The 21528-nt window shown below is 72.7% G+C and carries 18 protein-coding genes; 11 read left to right on the top strand and 7 right to left on the bottom strand.

What is annotated here, in order from left to right:
- Window positions 1–83: 83 nt before the first annotated feature.
- From ACFYPA_RS05415 to ACFYPA_RS05400, 4 genes are all read right to left on the bottom strand, one after another.
- Entirely contained in the window at window positions 84–1349 is a 1266-nt protein-coding gene (locus ACFYPA_RS05415; protein ID WP_389130392.1) for an MFS transporter, read from the bottom strand.
- Window positions 1350–1481: 132 nt separating this feature from the next.
- Window positions 1482–2552: a hypothetical protein gene (locus ACFYPA_RS05410; RefSeq protein ID WP_389129666.1), complete on the bottom strand. Its 1071-nt coding sequence runs from the start codon at window positions 2550–2552 to the stop codon at window positions 1482–1484.
- Complete coding sequence (locus ACFYPA_RS05405) at window positions 2549–3235, bottom strand: response regulator transcription factor (RefSeq protein WP_359081918.1); 687 nt, start codon at window positions 3233–3235, stop codon at window positions 2549–2551. Before ACFYPA_RS05405 ends, ACFYPA_RS05410 begins: the two co-directional genes overlap by 4 nt.
- Window positions 3232–5568 carry a histidine kinase gene (locus tag ACFYPA_RS05400; RefSeq protein ID WP_389129663.1) on the bottom strand — a complete coding sequence of 779 codons (2337 nt, stop codon included), beginning with the start codon at window positions 5566–5568 and terminating at the stop codon, window positions 3232–3234. Before ACFYPA_RS05400 ends, ACFYPA_RS05405 begins: the two co-directional genes overlap by 4 nt.
- A gap of 233 nt (window positions 5569–5801) precedes the next feature.
- Between ACFYPA_RS05400 and ACFYPA_RS05395 the strand changes: the two genes are divergently transcribed.
- Together ACFYPA_RS05395 and ACFYPA_RS05390 are read left to right on the top strand one after the other, a co-directional pair.
- Window positions 5802–6251 carry a DUF5707 domain-containing protein gene (locus ACFYPA_RS05395; protein ID WP_389129660.1) on the top strand — a complete coding sequence of 150 codons (450 nt, stop codon included), beginning with the start codon at window positions 5802–5804 and terminating at the stop codon, window positions 6249–6251.
- 120 nt (window positions 6252–6371) lie between these two features.
- Window positions 6372–6932 carry a dihydrofolate reductase family protein gene (locus ACFYPA_RS05390; RefSeq protein ID WP_359081925.1) on the top strand — a complete coding sequence of 187 codons (561 nt, stop codon included), beginning with the start codon at window positions 6372–6374 and terminating at the stop codon, window positions 6930–6932.
- Between the two features lie 70 nt (window positions 6933–7002).
- Here the strand turns inward: ACFYPA_RS05390 and ACFYPA_RS05385 are convergent, their stop codons facing one another.
- Window positions 7003–8556, bottom strand: coding sequence for a peptidoglycan-binding protein (locus ACFYPA_RS05385; RefSeq protein WP_389129657.1), 1554 nt, complete (start codon window positions 8554–8556; stop codon window positions 7003–7005).
- A gap of 220 nt (window positions 8557–8776) precedes the next feature.
- Window positions 8777–9505 (bottom strand): nitroreductase family protein, encoded by a 729-nt coding sequence (locus tag ACFYPA_RS05380; RefSeq protein ID WP_389129654.1) that lies wholly within the window; start codon window positions 9503–9505, stop codon window positions 8777–8779.
- Between the two features lie 269 nt (window positions 9506–9774).
- On the opposite strand from ACFYPA_RS05380, the gene ACFYPA_RS05375 reads away from it, so the two are divergent.
- Genes ACFYPA_RS05375 through ACFYPA_RS05365 form a run of 3 tightly spaced genes read left to right on the top strand, consistent with a single transcriptional unit; the run spans window position 9775 to window position 12224 of the window.
- Window positions 9775–10008, top strand: a complete 234-nt coding sequence (locus ACFYPA_RS05375; protein ID WP_359081928.1) for an acyl carrier protein — start codon at window positions 9775–9777, stop codon at window positions 10006–10008.
- Window positions 10005–11252, top strand: coding sequence for a beta-ketoacyl-[acyl-carrier-protein] synthase family protein (locus ACFYPA_RS05370; RefSeq protein WP_389129651.1), 1248 nt, complete (start codon window positions 10005–10007; stop codon window positions 11250–11252). Before ACFYPA_RS05375 ends, ACFYPA_RS05370 begins: the two co-directional genes overlap by 4 nt.
- Window positions 11253–11303: 51 nt before the next feature.
- Window positions 11304–12224, top strand: coding sequence for an alpha/beta fold hydrolase (locus ACFYPA_RS05365; protein ID WP_389130389.1), 921 nt, complete (start codon window positions 11304–11306; stop codon window positions 12222–12224).
- A 25-nt stretch (window positions 12225–12249) separates the two neighbouring features.
- On the opposite strand, the gene ACFYPA_RS05360 is transcribed toward ACFYPA_RS05365, so the two are convergent.
- Window positions 12250–14658 carry an endonuclease/exonuclease/phosphatase family protein gene (locus ACFYPA_RS05360; protein WP_389129649.1) on the bottom strand — a complete coding sequence of 803 codons (2409 nt, stop codon included), beginning with the start codon at window positions 14656–14658 and terminating at the stop codon, window positions 12250–12252.
- 547 nt (window positions 14659–15205) lie between these two features.
- On the opposite strand from ACFYPA_RS05360, the gene ACFYPA_RS05355 reads away from it, so the two are divergent.
- The 6 genes from ACFYPA_RS05355 to ACFYPA_RS05330 all read left to right on the top strand — a co-directional run bounded on the left by ACFYPA_RS05355 (window position 15206) and on the right by ACFYPA_RS05330 (window position 21492).
- Window positions 15206–16474, top strand: coding sequence for an ROK family protein (locus tag ACFYPA_RS05355; protein ID WP_389129646.1), 1269 nt, complete (start codon window positions 15206–15208; stop codon window positions 16472–16474).
- 320 nt (window positions 16475–16794) lie between these two features.
- Complete coding sequence (locus ACFYPA_RS05350) at window positions 16795–17316, top strand: flavin reductase family protein (RefSeq protein WP_359081932.1); 522 nt, start codon at window positions 16795–16797, stop codon at window positions 17314–17316.
- A gap of 41 nt (window positions 17317–17357) precedes the next feature.
- Window positions 17358–18425, top strand: a complete 1068-nt coding sequence (locus ACFYPA_RS05345) for an ABC transporter substrate-binding protein (protein WP_359081933.1) — start codon at window positions 17358–17360, stop codon at window positions 18423–18425.
- Window positions 18422–19327 carry an ABC transporter permease gene (locus tag ACFYPA_RS05340; RefSeq protein ID WP_359320268.1) on the top strand — a complete coding sequence of 302 codons (906 nt, stop codon included), beginning with the start codon at window positions 18422–18424 and terminating at the stop codon, window positions 19325–19327. The genes ACFYPA_RS05345 and ACFYPA_RS05340 overlap by 4 nt, the downstream gene beginning before the upstream one ends.
- A complete protein-coding gene (locus ACFYPA_RS05335) occupies window positions 19303–20067 on the top strand; it encodes an ABC transporter ATP-binding protein (protein ID WP_359081935.1) in 765 nt (254 codons plus the stop codon). Before ACFYPA_RS05340 ends, ACFYPA_RS05335 begins: the two co-directional genes overlap by 25 nt.
- A 39-nt stretch (window positions 20068–20106) precedes the next feature.
- Window positions 20107–21492, top strand: a complete 1386-nt coding sequence (locus tag ACFYPA_RS05330) for an LLM class flavin-dependent oxidoreductase (RefSeq protein ID WP_359081936.1) — start codon at window positions 20107–20109, stop codon at window positions 21490–21492.
- The last annotated feature ends 36 nt before the right edge of the window (window positions 21493–21528 follow it).

Here is a 21528-nt window from a genome sequence, read left to right as displayed (position 1 = left end):
ACCACCCAGCCCGTGCTGCTGGGCCCCACCGCCGAGGCGGCCGCGCACTCCTCGGTCGGCCCCGACGGCCGACGGCGGCGCGATCAGGCTCCGCTGACCGCGTCCCGGCCCGCCGCCCCCGTTCCCGCGGTCCGGGGGCGGCGGGCCCCGGCGCGCGCCACCGCCGCCGCGCACACCAGTGCCGGGGCCGCCGCCAGGCCGAAACACAGTGCGATCGGCAACCGGTCGACGAGCAGACCGACCACGGCGGTACCGCCCGATGACCCGGCGTTGAACGCGGTATTGACCCAGGCACCCGCCTGGGTGCGCCGGGCGGCGTCCACCGACTCGTCGGCGATCAGATACGCGGTCGTGAGCGCCGGGGCGACGAAGAGCCCGGCGACCGCGACGACGGCGACCAGCGCATACAGATGCGGTGACACCCCGGCCACCAGCAGCGCCGCACCCAGCGCGGCGGCCACCACCGGCAGCCGCACCCGGCTCGACGACTTCCACCGGACCGCCCCGTAGGCCAGACCGCCGACGGCGCTCCCGGCCGAGAGCGCGGCCAGCACCCAGGACACGGCCGCCGCCTGATGGAGCCGCTCGGTGAACGCCACCACCAGCAGATCGAGTGCCCCGAGGCAGAGCCCCACGGCCGCCGTCACCAGCACCGCGTGCCGCAGGGCGGCGATGCCGTGCAGCCGGGGCCCGGCCGGCCCGCCGGCCGGGGGCCGTGCCGTGTGCGCGCGGGACACCGCGGGCGACGACACCAGTGCCGACGCCCCCACGAACACCAGCACCGCACCGGCCAGGACGCCGGCCGCCGGCTCGGTGAACGTCACCACGATCCCCACCAGCAACGGGGCGGTGACATACATGAGTTCCTCGGCGACGCCGTCCAGGCTGTACGCGCGCTGCAGCAGCTCCCGGTCGGGGACGAGGCTGCTCCACAGCGCCCGCATGACCGGACCGAGCGGCGGGGTGCAGGCGCCCGCCGCCATGGTGAGCCCACCCAGGAGGAGCGCCGGGGCACCGGGATTCCAGGTGGCCAGGGCGATCACGGTGAGCAGCGCCGCGTACAGCCCCGCCATGGGCGGCAGGACCCGGCGGGGGCCGTACCGGTCGATCAGGGCCGCACGGGCGGGGGAGAGGGTGACGCTCGCGGCCCCGAACAAGGCCATGGCGACTCCGGCCACGGAGTACGAACCCGTGGCGTCCTTGAGCGCGAGCAGGAGGGAGAGGGGCGCGACGCCGTAGGACAGCCGCCCCAGCAGTGCGGCGGCGAAGGGGCACGCGGCATGGGGGGTTCGGAGCACGGCGGCGTACGAGGGGGCGCGCGAGGGCGCGGAAGAAGGCGTGAGCACGATGACATTCCTCGTGAGGGCAGCGCGGAGACCCGTCGCTGCGGACATGCGGGGACACCGGAGTGCCGCACCCGTGACGACGGGTGCGGTCAGCGCGGGGTCCTACGCACGAGGAGATGACATGCGGGCAAATTATCAGAGCGGGCGTTGCGGCGGCAGGGGGCGCTCTCCGGCGATGTCCGGGTTGGCCGTCAGGACGCCCTCGGCGGCCGTCCACAGCCGGGGCAGGAACCGGGTGACCTCCTCCCGCCGGGCCAGGATGTCCGCGGTGCCGGTGATCCCGGTGAGTTCGGCCACGGCCGCCTCGAACGCGGGCAACCGCGCGGCGTGCAGCGCGGGGTCGTCCACGGCCAGCACCGTGTGGCAGCGGGCGAGCGTCGCGACGATCCAGAAGACGGCCTCGCGGTGATCACCCCCGTCGATCAGCTCCAGGCTGCCGTCGACGGCAATGGGACGCGCCTGCTCGGTGAGGTCGCTGCTGAAGAAGAACGGGGTGCGCGCCACCGGGACCGTGGCGTCGAACGTCCGCGTCAGTTCCGCCACATGGTGCCGTACCTGCCGCGCGGAGACATCGGCGCAGCCGAGGAGTTCCAGCAGCTCCGGGTACAGCTCCGGCCGCCCGTAGGTGGTGAGGACATCGCGCGCGGCCCGGTAGCGCAGCCGGACGGTGGGGTTGCGCAGCGCGGCGACCAGCAGGACGTGGGTGGTGACCCCGGTGGGGAACATCCAGGCGGGCACCTGCTCGTGAAAGGGGACGGAGACGTCGAACGCGGCCAGACGGCCCTCGACGCGCTGCCGGGCGTCCAGACAGCGGCGGCGGACCCAGGCTCGTTCGGCGAAACGGGGCGAGACGCCCCTGTACAGGGCGCGCAGGCCGCCGGTGGGATCGTCGATGACCGTGTCCCGGCGGAAACTGCCCGCCAGATGGTACGAGGAGAGCACGGCCTCCGGGTCGCGCAGCTCGGCCCACGGGACGTAGGTGATCTCCAAGAGCGCGCCCTCGTGGCGGAGTTTGCCGGGCTTGGCGGGCGGATCGTCCGCCTCCGTGACGACCACCACGTCGACGTCGGAGGAGGCAGGCAGCTCGGCGTCGTCGGGCCGGCCGACCGTCGAGCCGCTGAAGTACGCCCCCCGGTAGCCGGGGGCGGGCCGCGCGTGGGCGGCCACCCAGCGGACGGCGGCGGCGCGCGCTGCTCCGATCCTCATGACGGGACCCCCCGGGAACGGTCCGGCCGGGCGAGCCCGAGATCGTAGGCCAGGATCGTCGCCTGCACCCGGTCACGCAGCCCCAGCTTGCGGAGCACCGCGTTGACATGGGATTTCACGGTGCCGACGGTGATGCCGAGATGTTCGGCGACCTCCGTGTTGGTGAGTCCGGCCGCGACCAGGGTCAGGACGCCCCGCTCACGGGAGGTCAGGCTGTCCAGCTCACGGGGGGTACGGGCGCCCGGGATGCCGGCGGCCGGTGCGGAGGCGTAATGGCCGATGAGCCGACGGGTGGCGGACGGGGCGAGGACGCTTTCGCCGGCGGCCACCACCCTGATGCCGTCCAGCAGTTCGCCGGGACGCACGTCCTTGAGGAGGAAACCGGAAGCCCCGGCGCGCAGGGCCTCGAACACGTACGCGTCGAGGTCGAAGGTGGTCAGCACCAGGACGCGAGGGGCGCCGGGGCGGCCGGTGATGATGCGGGTGGCGGCGATGCCGTCGAGTACCGGCATACGGACGTCCATGAGGACGACGTCGGGTGCCAGTTCCCCGGCGAGGCGTACCGCCTCGGCACCGTCGGCGGCCTCGCCGACCACCGTCATGTCCTCCTCGGCGTCGACCACGGCGGCGAATCCCGCCCGTACGATGCCCTGGTCGTCGACGACCAGCACCCTGAGACTCATCGTTGTCCCTCCTCGTCGTTCCGCCGGACGGCAGGCACCGCCGTCAGCGGGAGTCGGACCCGCACCGGCCCGGACGGGCCGCCGGTGAGAGTCCCGCCGATCACCGCGGCCCGCACGGCCAACTGCCGGCACAGGGCGGGGCGCACGGAATCCGGCACACCGGTCGCCGTGAGCGTCAACGCCGTGTCGTCCGCGTCGAGTGTCAGTACCATCGGCTCCTCGCCGCCGGCCGTGATGAGCGTTTCGCAGGCATGGTAGGCGGCCAGGTCCACGGTGGTGGGCAGCCGTTCCGGCATCCGGCCGGGCGGCCGTATCTCGACCTCGCGTCCGGTGGCCCGGACCTGATGGGCCAGCAGGTCGAGGGCCTGGAGCGTGGGCTGCGGTCGCAACGCGGGCGGGCCTTCCGCCTCGCGGGCCGTGTCGAGCAGGCCGCGCATCGCGGCCAGGGCCTCGCGGGCATGGTCGGCGACCGCGTCGAGCCGGCCCGCGTCGGCCTGCGCGATCATGTCGGCGGTGCGTGCCAGCACGGTGGTCTCCAGTCCGTCGGCGATGCGGCGGCGCTCCGCCCACGCGTCCCGCACCGCCTCCTCGGTCCAGGCGGCGAGGTGTTCCGCCTGCGAGCTGCGGGCGGCCCGGACGCGGCGCCCCCGCAAGCATCCGGCCCACCATGCCGCGCCGGCCACCAGGGCCGCCTGGGCCGTCGCCCCTGCGGCGAGTGCCCACACGGGAACGGCCGCGCCCCGGTGCAGGAAGGCGGCGGTCGTGGCCACCGCGTGCGCCACCGCGGCCACCACCGGGACGGCCGGCAGGGGGACGCGCGGGCGTCCGTCGGCGTCCAGCGGGGCCGTGGAGGTCGCGCGGACCGCGGCGGAGGCGACGACCGCGCAGGTGGCGGCCATGCTCAGCACCAGGGGCAGGAGCACCGGGCCGGTGTACCGGCCCACGGCCATCGCCACCGGCCAGAGCAGGGCCAGGCCGATCACGATCCCCGGGGCGGCGACGGGAGCCCGTCGCCGCCACAGCAGGGCGAACGCCTGCGCCGAGGCCAGCAGGGCGAAGAGCACACCTGCCGACACCCGCGCACCGCTGGAAACAGAATCCGCCCGGACGACCAGCAGGGGTAGCAGCGGTTGCAGGACGAGACTCACCGCGGCGGTCAGCTGCGCGAGGCGGTAGCTCCACGGGACCGGCTGCTCCACCGAGGCCGCGGTCCTGCCCGGCAGGACCGCGTACACCTCCCAGCCACCCTCCGCCGTCGGACCGCTGGTCAGCGTGCCGCCCGCCTCCCGCGCCCGGGACCGCAGAAAGCCCTGGCCGCGCCCCGAACCGAGACCCGCGCCGTGCGCTGGCGCTCCGGCCGGTGGTGCCGCGCTCGTGATCACGACCTCGGTACGGCTGTCGCCGTACCGGCACGCCACGTGCGTCGGCGCACCGGGGGCGTGCCGCGCCACATTGGTCAGCGCCTCGCGCACGATGCCGAACGCCGCGTCCGCCACGGCACCGTCGGGCAGGGCATCGATCGCGCACTCCACCCGCCCGCCCAGCCGGGAGAATCCGGCGGCCAGCTCCAGCAGCCGCTCCCGCGGCGACGGGAGCTGTTCCCGCGAGGGCGCCGGAGCCCGTACCGCGCCGAGGGCCCGGGTGACCTCGCGGCCGGTCTCGGCGGCGAACCGCAGTGCTTCACCGGCCAGCTCGGGACGGCGCTCGCGCAGGCCGAGAGCGGCCCCCGCCGTGACGACCACGGCGGTCAGGTGGTGGGCGCTGACGTCGTGCAACTCCCTCTCGAGTCGCTGCCGTTCGGCGCCCGGGAGTCGATGGCGCTCGGTCTCGGCCCGGATCAGCAGGTGCCCGGCGGTCCGTCGCGCCCGCCGGGCCCGGCGGACGAGCAGCCCGGCGGCGCACGTGGCGGCGTACAGCACGGCCGTCAGGACGAGGTCGAGTCCGTTGCGGTCACTGAGCCCGTGCAGGCTGAGGTTGTGCGCGGACTGCCAGGCGGCAAGCGCCAGTACGCACAACACGGCGGTGAAGGTGTCGTGTTCGCAGGCCACCGTGAACAGGGCCAGCGCGACCCCGGCCGTACCCAGGACCGCCACCGCGCCCGGCGGCAGCGGGCCGGCCCCCAGGGCGCAGGCGGCGGCGACCAGGACGAGGGTGGTCACCGGCCTCGCGCGGCGGACGACGAGTGCGGCCGTCACCGGTCCGGCGACGAGGACCGCCACGAGAAGCGCGGACCCGGCCGGGACGGTCCCACGGATCAGGCCCGCCCCCGGCCACACCGCCGCCTGGGCGCAGATCAGCAGGAGCGGCAGCAGTCGCCGGTCGGTTCGATTCATCAGGGACCAAGGGTATGACCGCAGGTGAGGGGCCGTCCTCCGACCGGAGGCGGACGCCGGTCTCTTACCCGGGGTGCAGGCTCTGCACCCACGGTGGGACGGCGCGGTCGTCCCGCGGCCCGAGGACCGCGGGCACCTGTCGGCCCTAGGCTCGATCACATCGGGAAGGACGCCGCTCACCCGCTGCTGTGCGCCTCCCGCCCGTCAACCGCCGCTCGATCCAAGGGGTCCCCATGTCCAAGCGAGTCCTCGTCCCGTCCGTCATCGGCGCCGTCGCTCTCGCCGCCGTCGCCGTCGGCGGATACGCCGTGGCCTCGGCCACCACCGGGCCGCGTGTGAAGAACGGTTCGGCCCACTATGCGGCCCCGTCCCCGCGTGGGGCGGGGGCACTCACGTTCACCGCCGACGTGAGCGACGACTCGGGGGTGCGGAGCCTCAAGGTCCTCGCCTGGCCCACACGTTCGAAGCTCGACCCGACCGAGGCCGAGATGCGGTCCGTGGAGGCGGCCACGTGCCGCAGCACCTCGGACACCACCTCGCGCTGCACGTACACGCTCAAGGTCACGCAGCAGGAGGCGGCCGGTCTGCCGGAAGGCGCCTGGGAGGTGTCGGTGCTGGCGACCGCGAAGGACGCCGGCACGACGTTCGTGCCCCGCGCGGCCACTTTCACCGTCACACGCTGAACCGGACGTCCGGCGTTGTTCGAGTGACGTCCTCGAGGTCCCGCGCCCGTGACCGGCTGCCGGGTATGGTCGGGAACCGTCCCCCGCAGATCCGTCCCGAGGCTTCCGGTGAGGTTCGCGATGCGAAAGATCATCTATTCCATGTCGGTCTCCCTCGACGGCTTCTTCGAGGGGCCGGACCGGGACATCAGCTGGCATCGCGTCGACGACGAACTGCATCGCTACTTCAACGAGCGGATCGCCGAGCTGGGCGGGTTCCTCCACGGGCGGGTCGTCCATGAGCTGATGGCGGACTTCTGGCCCACCGCGGACCAGGACCCGGCCAACGCCGGGCCGATGGCCGATTTCGCCGTCATCTGGCGGAACATGCCGAAGTACGTCTACTCCCGGACGCTGGAGCGGGCGGACTGGAACACTACCGTCGTCCACGAGGTCGTGCCCGAAGAGGTCAGGGCGCTCAAGGAACAGCCCGGCGGCGACCTGGGCCTCGGCGGTGCCGACCTCGCCGCGTCCTTCGCGGCGCTCGATCTGATCGACGAGTACCGGGTCTACGTCCACCCGGTCCTGATCGGCCGGGGGAGGTCCATGTTCCCGTCGACGGACACCAGGACCGCACTCAGGCTCGCGGGGACCCGGACCTTCGGCAGCGGAGTCGTGGAACTGCGGTACGAGCGGGCCTGAACGCCTTCGCCGGTGCCGCGCCGTGGGACGTGAGGCCGCCGGCCCCCCCGGCCCGGCACCGGCGCGGGGGTCAGCGTCCGGCCTGGAGCGCCGCCCAGGTGCCCGTCCCCACGATGCCCTCGGCCGTCAGGCCCCGGCTCGTCTGGTACCCGCGCACCGCGGTCGCCGTCCCCGGACCGAAGCTCCCGTCGACGCCGACCGTCGAGCCGAGGGCCGCGGTGAGGGCGCGCTGCAGGCGCTTCACGTCGTCGCCCGAGGCTCCCTCGGCGAGCGTGGGCGTGGTGCCGGCGGAGAGCAGCGCGGTCCAGGTCCTGGACCCCACCACGCCGTCGGCGTCCAGCCCGCGCGCCGTCTGGAACGCCTTCACCGCGCTCAGGGTGGCCGGGCCGAAAGTGCCGTCCGCCTCCCCGGCCGGGTAGCCCTGCGTGTTCAGCAGCGTCTGCACGGCCTTGACCTGGGCACCCGTCGAACCGCTGCCCTGCGTCGCGTACGCGGTGAAGCTCACCCCGTCGGCGCCCGTGCCGCCGTCGCCGCTCCCGCCGACCAGCTCCATGTAGCGGCTCCAGTCCCAGTACGGTCCGGGGTCGGTGTGGTCGTTGCCCGGCACCTCGACGTGCCCCATGATGTGCGCGCGGTCCTTCGGGATGCCGTACCGGTCGCACAGGTGCGCGGTCAGGGCGGCCGAGGACCGGTACATGGAGTCCGTGAACCAGGACGGGTCGTCGATGAAGCCCTCGTGCTCGATGCCGAGGGCCGAGGCGTTGGCGCTCCGGGCGTGGTACGCGGTGTCGCTGTCCCGCACCATCTGGGTGATCTGGCCGTCCGAGGAGCGCACCACGTAGTGGGCGCTCACCTCGGACACCGGGTCCTGGAACCAGCTGATCGAGCCCGCGTACGAGCCCTGCGTGACGTGGATGACCACCTTGTCGATCGCGGCCGTTCGCCCCGGGGTGAAGTTGTTCGGGTCGGCCGGCACCCACAGTGCGGCCGGGTAGTCGGCGCTCCGGGTGCTCGCGTCGGGGGCGTCGAGTGAACCTTTCTGCGGGGATACCGGGCGGCCCGTCACCGAGATCCGCTCGCCGTCGCGGGTGACGGTGTCGAGCCCGTCCGCCAGAAAGGTGTAGACGGTGTCGGCGTAGAGGGCGGCGGCCGGACCGTCGGCGCCGCTGTACCGCGCGACGGCCGGGTACCAGGCGCCGAGGTCGTCGCGGTCCCGGGCGTCGAGCCCGACCTTGTCGGCGTAACCGCGCAGCACCGCCGCGCCGCCGAGGATGTTGGCCGTGGTGTCGGTGCGGAGCTCGGCCAGGGGTTTTCCGGTGAGGCCGGCGGCCTGTTCCAGGGTCCGGTTCACGGGGTTGCTGACCAGGTGCATGACGCCGAAGCCGTTCGCCTGGCTGGGGCGGCCGGAGTGACCGTCCAGCCGGGTCTCGCCGTAACCGACGGCGGCGAGCAGATCGCGGGGTACGTCGAACCTCTCGGCGGCCCGTTCGAACGCCCGGTTCATCGGGTGCCCGGGGTCCGTCGCGGCGAGGGCCGGGGTGCCGGTCGCGGCCAGCACGGTGGCGGTGAGGGCCGCCAGCACGGAGGCGCGGGCCTTGGTGTGGGCGGCGGCGCGTGTGGGCATACCTGCTCCTGCTCTGTGGGGGGAGGAGAGCGGCCGCCGGGCACGAGGGGGGTGGGCCGAGGGCCGCGAAGCCGCTCAGGTTATCGATCTGCCCAGGGCATGACAATCATCTGTGCGTGTGTCGAACTCCCTTTCACCCCAATGGAGTTGCGGGGAGCGGTGACGGGGCGCGGGGACCGCCCGGACCGCGCCGCCGCGGGCGGGGTCCGGACGGCCGGTCCTACCAGCGGTCGCGGTGGATGACGTCGGCCACCGGGCGGCGCCGGATGGGGCCGAAGTTGCCCTGCGGCCATCCGACGGGAATGGCCGCGAAGGTCCGCATGTCCTCGGGGATGCCGAGCGCTTCCTTCCACTCCTGCTCCAGCATCAGGTGCCAGATGGTGACGTTCGCGGCGAGCCCCAGCGCCCGGGCCGCGAGGAGGACGTTCTGGACCCCGGGATACACGCAGGAGCCCTCGGCGAGCGCCTGGAACCGGGTCTGGGTACTCATCATGTGCTCGACCCCCGCCGGACCGAGCGCCCGGGCGTAGGCGGCCAGGCCCTCCTCCTCCATCCGGGGCTCCGGGAACCGGTAGCAGGGCACGATCAGCGCCGGTGTGTCGGCGAAGTGGTCGCGCTGGTACTCGATCGCGGCGACCATCCGGCCGTACGCCGCGTCGTCCATGCCCTTCGGGGCGTACTTCCCGGTCGTCGCCAGATACGCGTCCACGCACCGCTTCCACAGCGGTGCCAGACGTGCCATCACCTCACGGTCCGTCACGACCACGTACTCGTAACACTGCATGTTCCCGCCGCTGGGGCCCCAGACGGCGGCCTGTATGAGCTGCTCGAGCGTCTCGTCCGGGACGGGCTCCGGCTTGAGACGGCGCATCGCGCGCATGGTGGACATGGTGGAGAACAGGGCCTCGGCCTCGTCCGTTCCGGGTGTCTGAGCTGTTTCGGTCGTCATGATCGCGGAGTTTACGGGCGAAGCGCGGCCGTGAGGAGGCCCGTTGACCGGCCCGCCAAGGGCGTGCGCGGTGCCGTCTCCGAGCGTGCCCGCCGGCCCGGCGGATTCGCACACCTGGACAGCCCCCCACCGCACGGGGGAACGCGGGCCGGACGCACCGCCGTCAGGGCGTATAAAAGATTGCTCCGGAACCCAGCCGGCGTCCCCCGATGGCACGCACACCCCACGCGGCAAGGCGTCACCGCGTACGACAGCGGAGGAGTGCCCCCATGAGCACGGCAGACGAGATCAGCACCTTGCTGGTGGCGAACTTCGGCACGGACCCGGTGGCGATCCGCCCCGAGGCGTCGCTCCGTCAGCTCAGGCTGGATTCGCTGGCGCTGGAGGAATTGCGGCTCCTCATCGAGGACCGGATGGGCATCGACCTCGAAGACGTCCAGCTGACCTCGCGCGACACCGTCGGTCAACTGGTCGACGCCGTGCGCGGCAAGGCCGCGGCATGACGGCCCGCCACCGCCACGAACCGTTCGCCGCCGCCGTCACCGGCATCGGCCTGGTCACCGCCGCCGGCGCCACCGCCGCCGCCACCTGGCACGGGGTGAGCGAGGCCGACGCCGCGCCCTCGGTCCTGCACCGGCCCGAACTCCACGACCTGCCGTGCGACTTCATGTACACCATCACCGGCCTCGACACGAGGGCGGTGCTCGGCGTCGCCACCCAGCGGCTCATGGACCGCTTCTCGCAGCTCGCCGTCATCGCCGCCCGCGAGGCCGTCGCCGACGCCGGACTCGACCCCTCGGTCTGGGACAGCGGCCGCGTCGGCGTCGTCATCGGCTCCGCCCACGGCGGGCTGCCCTTCTACGACGAGCAGCACACCGCCCTCACCGAGCGCGGCGCACGCCGGGTCTCCCCGAAACTCGCCCCGCTCACCGTCGTCAACGGAGCCGCCAGCAGCGTCGCCACCGACCTCGGCGCCCACGGCCCGAGCCAGGCCGTTTCCACCGCCTGCTCCTCCGGCACCGTCGCCATCGGCACCGCCCACCAGATGCTGCGCACCGGCGCCTGCGACATCGTCGTCGCGGGTGGCGCCGAATCCGTCTGCTCCCGGCTGCTGATCGCCAGCGCCTGCCAGCTGAAGGCCGTCTCGACCCGGCGCGACGACCCCGAGGCGGCCTGCCGGCCCTTCGACACCCACCGCGACGGCTTCGTCGTCGGCGAGGGTGCCGGGCTCCTCGTCCTGGAACGCCCCGACCACGCGGCCGCCCGGGGCGCCACCGTCCGCGCCCACATCGCCGGCTACGGGGCCTCCAGCGACGCGTACTCCGCCGTCGCCCCGGACCCCGACGGCCTCGGCATCGAACGGGCCCTGCGCACCGCGCTCGCCGACGCCGGCGTGGCCGCCACCGACATCGGCCACGTCAACGCCCACGGCACCTCGACCGTGGCCAACGACCTGATCGAGGCGACGATGCTGCGCCGCGTCCTCGGCGAGCACCCCCTCGTCACGTCGACCAAGGCGATGACCGGTCACACCCTCGGCGCCGCCGGCGGCATCGAGACCGCGCTGACCGTGCTCGCCCTCCAGCACCAGCTCGTGCCCCCCACCGTCAACCTCGACGCCCCCGACCCCGAGATCCCCATCGAGGTGGTGAGCAAGGAGGCCAGGGCCGGTGCGTTCGACGCCGCCGTCAAGACCTCGCTGGGCTTCGGCGGGCACAATGCCGCACTCGTCCTCACCAGGGCGTGACCGCGCGGCGGCCGTAGCGACCCGAGGACCAAGGACCAAGGACCGATGACCATGCCCGACGAGATCATCCGGAACCTGTCGGTGCACGGGCTGCGCTACAGCTACCGCGTTCTGGCGCAGCCCTCGCCCCGCACCGAGCCGGTCGTCGTCATCGGCGGCGCGCTCCAGGGGATGTACGGCTGGCCGCAGATGGACGATCACCTCGGCCCGTACGCCCCGGTCGTCACCGCCGACCTTCCCGGCATGGGCGGCGCCGATCCGCTGCCTCCCGGCACCGGCGACGACCTCCTGTACGCCGCCGTCGCCGGCATCATCGACGACCTGGGCGTCGACCGGGTCAACCTCTTCGGCTTCTCCTACGGCGCGGCGATCGCGTTCGGCTGCGCCCGGCGGGACCCCGGCCGGATCGCCCGGCTGGTCCTCGGCGGGGTACCGGCTCACATCAGCGACGCCCAGCGCGGCGAGTGGGGCCGGGCCGTCGACCGGCTAAGTGCCGGTGACACGGAGGGGCTCGCCACCCTGACCGCCGACGCGCTGATGTGTCTGGACCCGGGGCGCCGGGTCCACCGCAGGGAACTCGCCCGGCGCTACGTCCGGCGGTCGTTCGTGCACGCGCTCACCCACTCCCCGCACGCGGCCCAGTCGCTGCGCCGGGCGCTGGGGCACCGGCCGGACTTCTCCGGCGGGCTGAGTGGGGTGCCCGCGCTCGTCTTCGCGGGTGAGCACGACACCGTGACCTCCCCCGAACGCCAGCGCGCCTTCGCGGCGACGATCGAGGGAAGCCGCTTCCTGACGATCGGCGACTCCGACCACTGGGTGGTCCTGGAGCGGCCCGACGACGTGGCGGACCTGGTCGCCCGCTTCTTCACCGACCGGCCCCTGGAGGCCGCGCCCGCCCTGCGGCCGCTCGCCTCACTGCCGCGCCCGCGTGCGGACACGGCGGACCGTCTCCTGCCACGGCCGGGCGGTTGAGCCGCCCGGCCGCGCGTGCACCGGATCAGCGGTGGCCGTCGACCTTGATCCGCACGATCTGCGGGTCGTGGTCGCTCGCCTGGTCGGCGAACTCCGCGTTGATGTGCACCACGTCGTAGTCGAACCGCCGGATGCCGGGGCTCGTCAGGATGTGGTCCAGCGTCTGGGAGTTGCCCTCGTACACGTAGCTGTACTGCTCGTTCGCCGGCAGCGTGGTGATGAGCGGCTTGAGCGCCTTGCCGGCGGTCAGCGCGGACATCGTCGGTGAGAACGCGAAGTCGTTGAGGTCGCCGAGCGTGACGACCCGCGCCGACTTGTCGGCCGCCAGCAGGGACTTCACGAAGGTGTTGACCTCCGCCGCCTGCTGGACCCGCTTCGTCTCCGAACCGCGCGACGGCTCCTGGTAGCGGCCGTGCAGCGGCTGGTCGCCGCCCTTGGAGGCGAAGTGGTTGCCGATGACGAACACCGGCTTCCCGTGGAAACGGAACTCACCGACCAGCGGCTTGCGGCTGTCGTCCCACGCCGCGCTCGCCGGATCGATCCGGCCGGGCGACACCGACAGGGTGACGCTCTTCCTCGTCGGCACCGCCGCCACCGCGGTCGTCGCGTCGCCGCCCGCCCGGTCCACGAAGGACACCCGGTGCGGGTTGAAGAGGAAGACGTTGCGGATGTTGCCGCCGGGCTCGCCGCCGTCCTGGCCGTCCTGCGGGGCGACGTAGCGCCAGGAGTAGCGCGGGCCGCCCGCCGCGACGATCGCGTCGGTGAAGCGCTTCAGCGTCGCCTCGGAGCCGACCGTGCCGTCGCTGACCGCGCCGTTGTCGTCCTGGATCTCCTCCAGCGAGACGATGTCGGGGGAGGAGAGGTTGACCGCGACACCCTCGGCGAGCGTGTCGAACTTGGCCTGCTCGTCCAGCGCGTCCAGGTTCTCCACGTTGTACGTGGCTACGGCGAGTTCGCCGCCCTTCTGCCTGCGCGTCACCTCACGCCGCAGGTGGTGGTCGGTGAGGGTGCCGAGCTCCGTCGCCTGGAGGTTGTAGCCGCCGAAGGAGGCGTAGTCGATCACGCCGGTGGTGGTGCCGGACAGCACGTCGCCGACGTTGCCGACGGGGAACGGGCGCGTGGTGTCGAGCGACATCACCTTGATCCGGCCGGTGTTCTGGTCGGTGTACGAGGAGTACAGCGTGCCGCCGCGCCGGGTCGGGTTCTGCTTCGGCTCGACGGTCACCCAGATCTCGTCGTACGCGGTCGTGGCTCCGGTGACCCGGGTGTCGGCGATCCGCACGCGGGTGCCTTCGAGCGACTCGTAGAGGTCCAGGGCGTACGTCGACGGCTCCAGGGGCAGCGCGTCGATCGAACCGCCGCCCGCCGAGGGGACGTACCGGGCGGGCACCGCGGCCGCGTCGAGCACCACCGGCGCCGGCAGCGCGTTGCCGGAGGAGAGGACCGTGGTCCTGGGGGAGGTGATCTCGGTGATGGACTGCGTGGTGGCCGACGGGTAGTACTCGTCCACCGTGCCGCTGACGAGGACGGAGTCGCCCACCGCGACCGCCGGGGCGGCGGAGCCGGTGTAGACGAAGACGCCCTCGCCGGTGCGCGGGTCCGCGTCCGGCGCGGTGTCCTGGATCCAGAAGCCGCGCGAGCCCGTGGTGCGCACCGCGGTGACGACGCCGGGCACGCCGGTCACCGCCTTGCCGTCGAGCGGGGAGACCCGGGTGCTGCCCTGGATGTCGTGCACGCGTACGGTCCCGGGCTCGGTCGGGTTGCCCGGGTCGCCGGGGCCCTCCCCGCCGCCGGACGTCTCACCGGCCGCGTTCACCGGGGTCGGGGCCGCCGAGGACAGGTCCGTGGCGTTGTCGTCGGTGTCCAAGAGGGAGGCCGCGCGCGCCACGGAGGCGGTGGCGGAGGCGCCCGTCGCCGGTCCGCTTCCTTCCCGGACGACCGCGGAGCCGTAGCCGACCAGGTCGACGATCCGGGTGTCGGCAGCACAGTCTGCCGCCGTCTTGCAGGTCAGCGGCGTGGTGCCGGAGACCAGCGCGACGGTGCCACTGGCCGCGGACATGGCGACGGTGCCGGTGGCGTCCGGGGTGGGCAGGGCGACCGTGCCGCCGGTGCCCGCGGCCTGCGCGACGAGGTAGCGGCCGCCGGGCGCGACGGAACCCGTCAGGGCCGAGACCTGCCACAGGGAACCCGCGGACGGGGCCCCGGGCAGGTACTGGACGCTGAACCCGGACAGGTCGTACGCGGCGGAGCCGGAGTTGGCCAGCTCGACGAAGTCACGGGTGAGCGTCGCTCCCGAGTTCCCGCCGCCCCCGTACACCTCGGAGATCACGGCGGTGGAGGACGGAGCCGCGAAGGCGGCGGGCAGCGCGGTGGCCGAGAGGGTCACGGCGACCGCGCCGGCCAGCAGGACGGAACGGGATCTGGATATGCGCACGGAAACTGCCCCTCAGAGTGTGGTGAGGGAGCACAAGCTATGCGCGTAGAACCGGCCATGACAAGGCATCAGAGGTTAATTCCAGAAATCGCTCCGCCGGCCCGCCGGCCGTCCGCCGCCGGACCCGCCCGCCACCGTCTCCCTGCCCGTGTCCGGACCGGCTGTTCACACGCCCGTCGTACGCCCGCCGCGCCTTCGCCATACCGCCGCAACACCCGGCAACACCCTTCCCGCGGCGCGGTGTCCAGGATGCGGCGAGGGTTTGACCCCGTTCCGCCGATCCGGCTACGTTGCGCGGCATGCAGCGATCCACACACCTGACGACGCGAGGTCATATCGACCTGAAGCGTGTGTGCTCCGCCGTGTGTCTCCGCGCCTGAGAGCACCAGCCCGCGCCGAGGGGCCACGACCGCCCCGGCCCCTCGCCGGGTGACGCTCCACGGGAGAGGCAGCGCCGACCGGCTCCACGCCGGAGGCGGCCTGCCACGCGCTCCGTCCCGGAGCCCGCACCGCGCCAACCGCTGCCACCCAGGACCTGGAAGACACTGTGAAGAGTCTGTCTGCGCCCGTCCGCCGTCCTCACGAGAACCGCCCGGCCCCGCCGAGCCGCTCCGGCATACGCACGACCGCCCCCGGCCGCCGGCCGACCGGCACCGGCTCCGTCCTCGGGGCGATCCTCGACCACGGCCCGGTCGCCCGCTCCACCGTCGCCCGCCTCACCGGCCTCTCGCCCGCCTCCGTCAGCGGGCACGTCGGCCGGCTGCTCGCCCGCGGACTGGTCCGGGAGGCCGCCGAAACCGCCGGCCCCAAGGGGCTCGGCCGGCCGCACGTCCCCGTCGAGATCGACACCGGAGGCTACCTGGTGGCCGGGGCGCACATCGCCGTCGCCCATTCCACCGTCTCCCTGATGGATCTGCGGGGCCGGATCGTCGCCGAGGACCGGCAGCCGCACCGCACCACCGAACCCGGCCGCCTGCTCGCCGGACTCGCGGCCCGGCTGCCCCAACTGGTGGCCGCGCACGCCGGCGGGCGCGCCGTGCTCGCCCTGGGCCTGGCCACCGGACACCGGGTCGATCCCCTGACCGGGGTGATCGTGGAACATCCCCACCTCGGCTGGCACGACGTGCCGGCCCGCGACATCCTCTCCGCCGCGACGGGGCTGCCGGTCCACGTGGACAGCCACGCCCGGGCGCTGGTCCGGGCGGAGCAGATGTTCGGTGAGGAGTCGACCAGGAACAGCGCCGTCCTGCTGTTCGTCGGTGCCGTCGTCGACGCGGCCTTCGCCTCCGAAGGGGCCATGCACAGGGGCCCGCGCTCGGGGGCCGGCAGCGTCGCGCATCTGCCGCTCGGTGCCGGTGGGACGGGCGGTGCGCACCCGTGTACCTGCGGGCGGACCGGCTGTCTCCAGTCGGAGGTCTCCGAGCGCGCCATGGTGCGGCGCGCCGAAGCGCAGGGCCTGTTCGTCGGCTCGTTCCCGGAACTCCTGGAGCGGGCGGTGGCCGGTGACGGGCGGGCGGTGGCGCTGTTCCGCCTGCGGGCACGGCTGGTCGGCAGGGCCGCGGCCCTGCTGCTGGACATGTTCGACCCCGAGGTGCTCGTCGTCGTCGAGCCCGGGGCGGCCCGCATCCCGCAGTGTCTGGCCGATCTGCGGGCCGAGGTGGCGGAGCGTTCCTGGATCTGTGACGACCCGGAGCGGGCCGTGGTGCCGACCAGCTTCACCGGCACGGTGCCGGCCACCGCGGGGGGCGCGGTGGGGCTCGGCGCGTTGTACGTGGACCCGCTCGGTCCCTGGCCGGCGCTCCCCGCAGTTTCCTGACGTCCCCTCAACTCCCGTATCCGACTTAATTCAGGCAGTTGCATTGTTGACCGGACGCGAATACCGACGGGATAATGGATTCATGATCAGCCGACAGCGGAATTCAGGAGACGCGTCCTCGACGACGCGCGCCTTCCGCTCGGCCGCGCCGGCCCGTACGGATGCCCGGCGCCTGTGTTGTCGCCCCTGTCCGGGTTCCCGATAACCACCCGCTGAATTCCGGCGAGCACTCCGCGCCGACGTGCGCCCCGCCCTGCCCTTTTGTGCATCCTGCCGCAATGACCGGCCCATTTTTCCGACTTTCCATCAGAGGAGAGACGTTGACCGTCACCGTGCCCTCATATCTGGCGCCGGCCGCGCCCGCCTCGAAGGGGATCGCCCCGGACCGGTTCAAGCAGGCCTTCCGCCGCTATCCCGCCGGAGTCGTCGTCGTCACCGCCGACGCGGGCCACGGCCCGGTCGGCTTCACCGCGACCTCGCTCAGTTCCCTCTCGCTCGACCCGCCGCTGGTGTCGTTCGGCATCGGGACCGGCACCTCGTCCTGGCCCCACATCGAACGGGCCGCGACCGCCGTCGTCAACTTCCTCGGCGCCGAACAGCAGGCGCTGGCCACCACCTTCGCGACCAGCGGCATCGACCGGTTCGCCGCCCCCACTCGCTGGCGGCGCCTGCCGGAGGGCGAGCCGGTGCTCGTCGGAGTGGCCGGCTGGCTGCGGCTGGAGACGGAGCAGATCGTGCCGGCCGGCGACCACCGCATCGTCATCGCCCGGGTGGTCGAGGCCCGGCTCGACGAGGGACGCAGCCCGCTGCTCTTCCACGACGGCGCCTACCACTCCCTCTGACAACCCGCCCCTCCCGAAGCTACGGATCAGGAACTCACCACATGGCACCCCACGACACATACCGGAACGTCGGCCGCAGGTCGTTTCTCGCCCTCGCCGGAGGGACGGTCATCGGAACTCTCGCCGCCTGCTCACCCCAGATCAAAACAGCGGCGAGCTCCGAACCTTCCGGAAAGCTCCCCTCGGGAGCACCGCCGCCCGGTACGAAACTCTCCATAGCCGTTCGCTCCACACAGCTTCAGCTGAAGCCGTCCGGATTGGCGAAGGAGCTGCCCTTCGGTGTTTCGCAATGGCCCAACCTGAGCGCGGGCCCCGATATCATCCAGGGATTTCGTGCCCACTCCATCGATCTCGCGGTCAATGCCGGAATACCGCCGATCCAGGCTCACGCCATCGGTGTCGGAGCGAAGATCGTCGCCGTGCAGGTGCGGAACCACCCGTCGTACGTCTTCGCGACCGCACCGGGCTCGGACATCAGGTCCGTGGCCGACTTCCGCGGGAAGAAGGTCGGCTTCTCCCAGGGCCAGGCACAGGGCGTCGTCGTCCTGCGCGCACTGAAGCAGGCCGGCCTGGCCAACAAGGACGTCGAACTGGTCGCTCTGCCCAGCACCCAGTTCCTCACCGCCCTGCAGTCCGGACAGGTCGATGTGGCACCGCTGTACGAACCGTCCCTCACCAAGTACCTCACCCAGTACGGGAAGGACGGCGCACGCGGGGTGAAGAGCGATGTCGTGGACCTGCTCACGGTCCTCTGGGCGCCCAACGAGGTGCTGAACGACCGGGCCAAGGCCGCCGCAGTCCGCAGCTTCATCCCCGTGTGGGCCCGGGGTTTGACCTGGGCCTGGGAGAACACCGACGAGTGGATCGACACGTACTACGTCAAGGACCAGGGCGTCTCACACGAGGACGGCAAGCGCATCGTCGCCTCGCTCCGCAAGCCGCAGTTCCCGGTCAGCTGGGACAAGGCGATCGCGTGGGAGCAGGAGACCGCCGACCTGATGGCCGAGGGCGGCTTCGTACCGGAACAGGACGTCACCGCACTGTTCGACCGCCGCTTCGAGGGGATCGCGGCGAAGGCCGTGGCCGACCGGTACCGGGAGACGTCATGACCGAGCTGCTGACGAACACCCGCACCACGAGCCGTGCGACCGCCGCCGTACCCGGCGAGGCCGGGGGCCCGGTACGGGGAGGGGCGCCCGGCACGAAGACCACCGTGCCCGCGCCCCACGCCACCCGCAGACGCCTCGGCCCCGGCCGCGGGATCCCCTTCGGACGGCTGATCGGCCCGGTGCTGGTCGTCTCCCTGTGGTGGTTCGCCTCCGCCATCGGATACCTCGACCCCCGGATCCTGTCCGGACCGGGCACGGTCCTGTCCACCGCGTCCGACCTCATCTCCACCGGCCGGCTCCAGGACAACGTCCTCATCTCGCTGCAACGCGCGGGCCTCGGCCTGTTCTTCGGCGTGAGCGCCGGGGTCCTCCTCGCCGTCGCCGCCGGACTCAGCCGCACCGGTGAGTACCTCCTGGACGGGCCGCTCCAGATCAAGCGCGCGATCCCCTCCCTGGCCATGCTCCCGCTGCTGATCCTCTGGCTCGGTATCGGCGAGCAGATGAAGGTCACCGTCATCGCGCTCGGTGTCGCGGTGAACATGTACATCAACACGTACGCCTCACTGACCGGCATCGACAGCAAGTACGTGGAGCTCGCGGAGGGGCTCGACCTGAGCCGGCCGCAGTTCATCCGCAAGGTCGTCGTGCCCGGCTCGCTGCCCGGCTTCTTCGTCGGACTGCGCCTCGGCGTCACCGCGTCCTGGCTCGGACTGATCGTCGTCGAGCAGGTCAACGCCACCAGCGGCATCGGCTACATGATGTTCCAGGCCCAGCAGTACGCCCAGTCCGACGTCATCATCGTGGGCCTGGTCGCCTACGGGATCTTCGGCTTCGCATCGGACGCGGCGGTACGCGCCGTCGAGAGGAAGGTCCTGTCATGGCGACGCACTCTGGCGGGCTGAACCCGGTCCACGAGGCCGGCACCACGGCCGTCGCGGAGCGCCCGGCCATCCGCACCAGGAAGCTGGTCCGCCGGTTCGGCGACCGCGACATCCTCAAGGAGCTCGATCTCACCGTCGCGGCGGGCGAGTTCACCGCCCTGCTCGGCCGCAGTGGCTCCGGCAAGTCCACCCTGCTGCGGGCCGTCGCCCGGCTCGACCACACGGTCGAGGGCTCCGGTGAACTCACCGTCCCCGACCGGGTCTCGCTCTCCTTCCAGGACTCCCGGCTGCTGCCCTGGCTCAGGATCATCGACAACGTGACCCTCGGACTGCGCGGCCGGCAGGCCCGCGAGCGCGGCCTCACCGCCCTGGCCGAGGTCGGCCTGGAGGGCCGCGACCGCTCTTGGCCGCACGAGCTGTCCGGGGGTGAGCAGCAGCGCGCCGCCCTGGCCCGTGCCCTGGTCCGCGAACCCGAACTCCTGCTCGCCGACGAACCGTTCGGCGCATTGGACGCCCTGACCCGGATCAAGATGCACGGCCTGCTCCGCGAACTCTACGAACGCCACCGCCCCGCGGTACTGCTGGTCACGCACGATGTCGACGAGGCCATCGAACTCGCCGACCGGGTCCTGGTCCTGGAGGACGGCCGGATCGCCGTCGACCTCACCGTCGACCTGCCCGGCCCGCGCTCCCGCCGCGATCCCCGGTTCCAGGAGTACCGCGACACCCTGCTCACCGCCCTCGGCGTCGCGCAGCCCTAAGGGCTGTCCCGTAAACCCTCAGCGAAGAGATGGATTCCCATGCCCGGCACGCCCGACCGCAAGCAACTGCACCTCAACGCCTTCCTCATGTCCACCGGCCATCACGAGGCGTCCTGGCGGCTCCCGGAGAGCCCTGCCGAGGCCAACTCCGACATCGAGCACTACAAGAACCTCGCCCGGATCGCCGAACGCGGCAGGCTGGACTCGCTGTTCCTCGCCGACGGCCCCGTCCTGACCGGCGACCCCGGCCGGCGCCCCGCCGCCACGCTGGAGCCCACCGTGCTGCTCACGGCCCTCGCCGGGGCCACGCGTCGCATCGGCCTGATCGCCACCGCGTCGACGAGCTACAACGAGCCGTTCAACCTGGCCCGCCGGTTCGCCTCGCTGGACCACGTCTCCGCCGGACGGGCCGGCTGGAACATCGTCACCACGGCGGGAGCCGACGCGGCCCGCAACTTCGGCCTCGACGACACTCCGCTGCACCGCGACCGCTACCGACGGGCCGGCGAGTTCGTCGAGGTGTCCACCAAGCTCTGGGACAGCTGGGCCGACGACGCCGTGATCGCCGACAAGGAACGCGGCGTCCATGCCCTGGCCGATCGGGTGCGGAAGATCGGGCACAGCGGGGAGTTCTTCCGCGTCGACGGCCCACTGAACGTACAACGCCCTCCGCAGGGCTATCCGTTGCTCGTGCAGGCAGGGTCGAGCGAGAACGGCAAGGACTTCGCGGCGAGGTACGCGGAGGCGGTGTTCACCGCACAGCAGACCCTGGAGGAGGGCGTCGCCTTCTACAAGGACGTCAAGCAGCGCGCGGAGGCCCTCGGACGTCACCCGGACGGCATCAAGATCCTGCCCGGCATCGTGCCCGTCATCGGTGACACCGAGGCCGAGGCGCTGGCGATCGACGCCGAACTGGAGAACCTCATCGTCCCCGAGTACGCCAAGCGGCAGCTCGCCCAGGGACTGAGGATCGCGCCCGACGACCTCGACCTGGACGCGGAGCTTCCCGATGACATCCCGACCGAGGACGAGATCGAGGGGGCCAAGAGCCGCTACACCCTCATCGTGGAACTCGCCAGGCGTGAGCGCCTGACGGTACGGCAGCTCATCGGGCGCCTCGGCGGCGGGCGCGGTCACCGCACCTTCGCCGGCACCGCCGAGCAGGTCGCCGACACCATCGAGCACTGGTACGACAGCGGGGCCGCGGACGGCTTCAACATCATGCCCGCCGTCCTCCCCTCCGGCCTGGAGGTCTTCGTCGACCGGGTCGTGCCGATCCTTCAGGAGCGCGGCCTGTTCCGTACCGAGTACACCGCGAGCACCCTGCGCGGCCACTACGGCCTGCCGCGGCCCGCCAACCGGCTCTTCGAGACCGTGGTCCGCGGCGAGGGCCACTTCGGCATCGCGCTGGCGGAGGCCCCCTGAGGACCGTACGAGCCCGGCGGCCGGCCCGCACCGGCT

The organism is Streptomyces sp. NPDC005775 (assembly GCF_042871565.1).
In the GTDB taxonomy this organism is placed as follows: domain Bacteria; phylum Actinomycetota; class Actinomycetes; order Streptomycetales; family Streptomycetaceae; genus Streptomyces.
The sequence above is the reverse complement of the archived record's forward strand: the minus strand, read 5'-3'. Positions and strand labels throughout refer to the sequence as shown.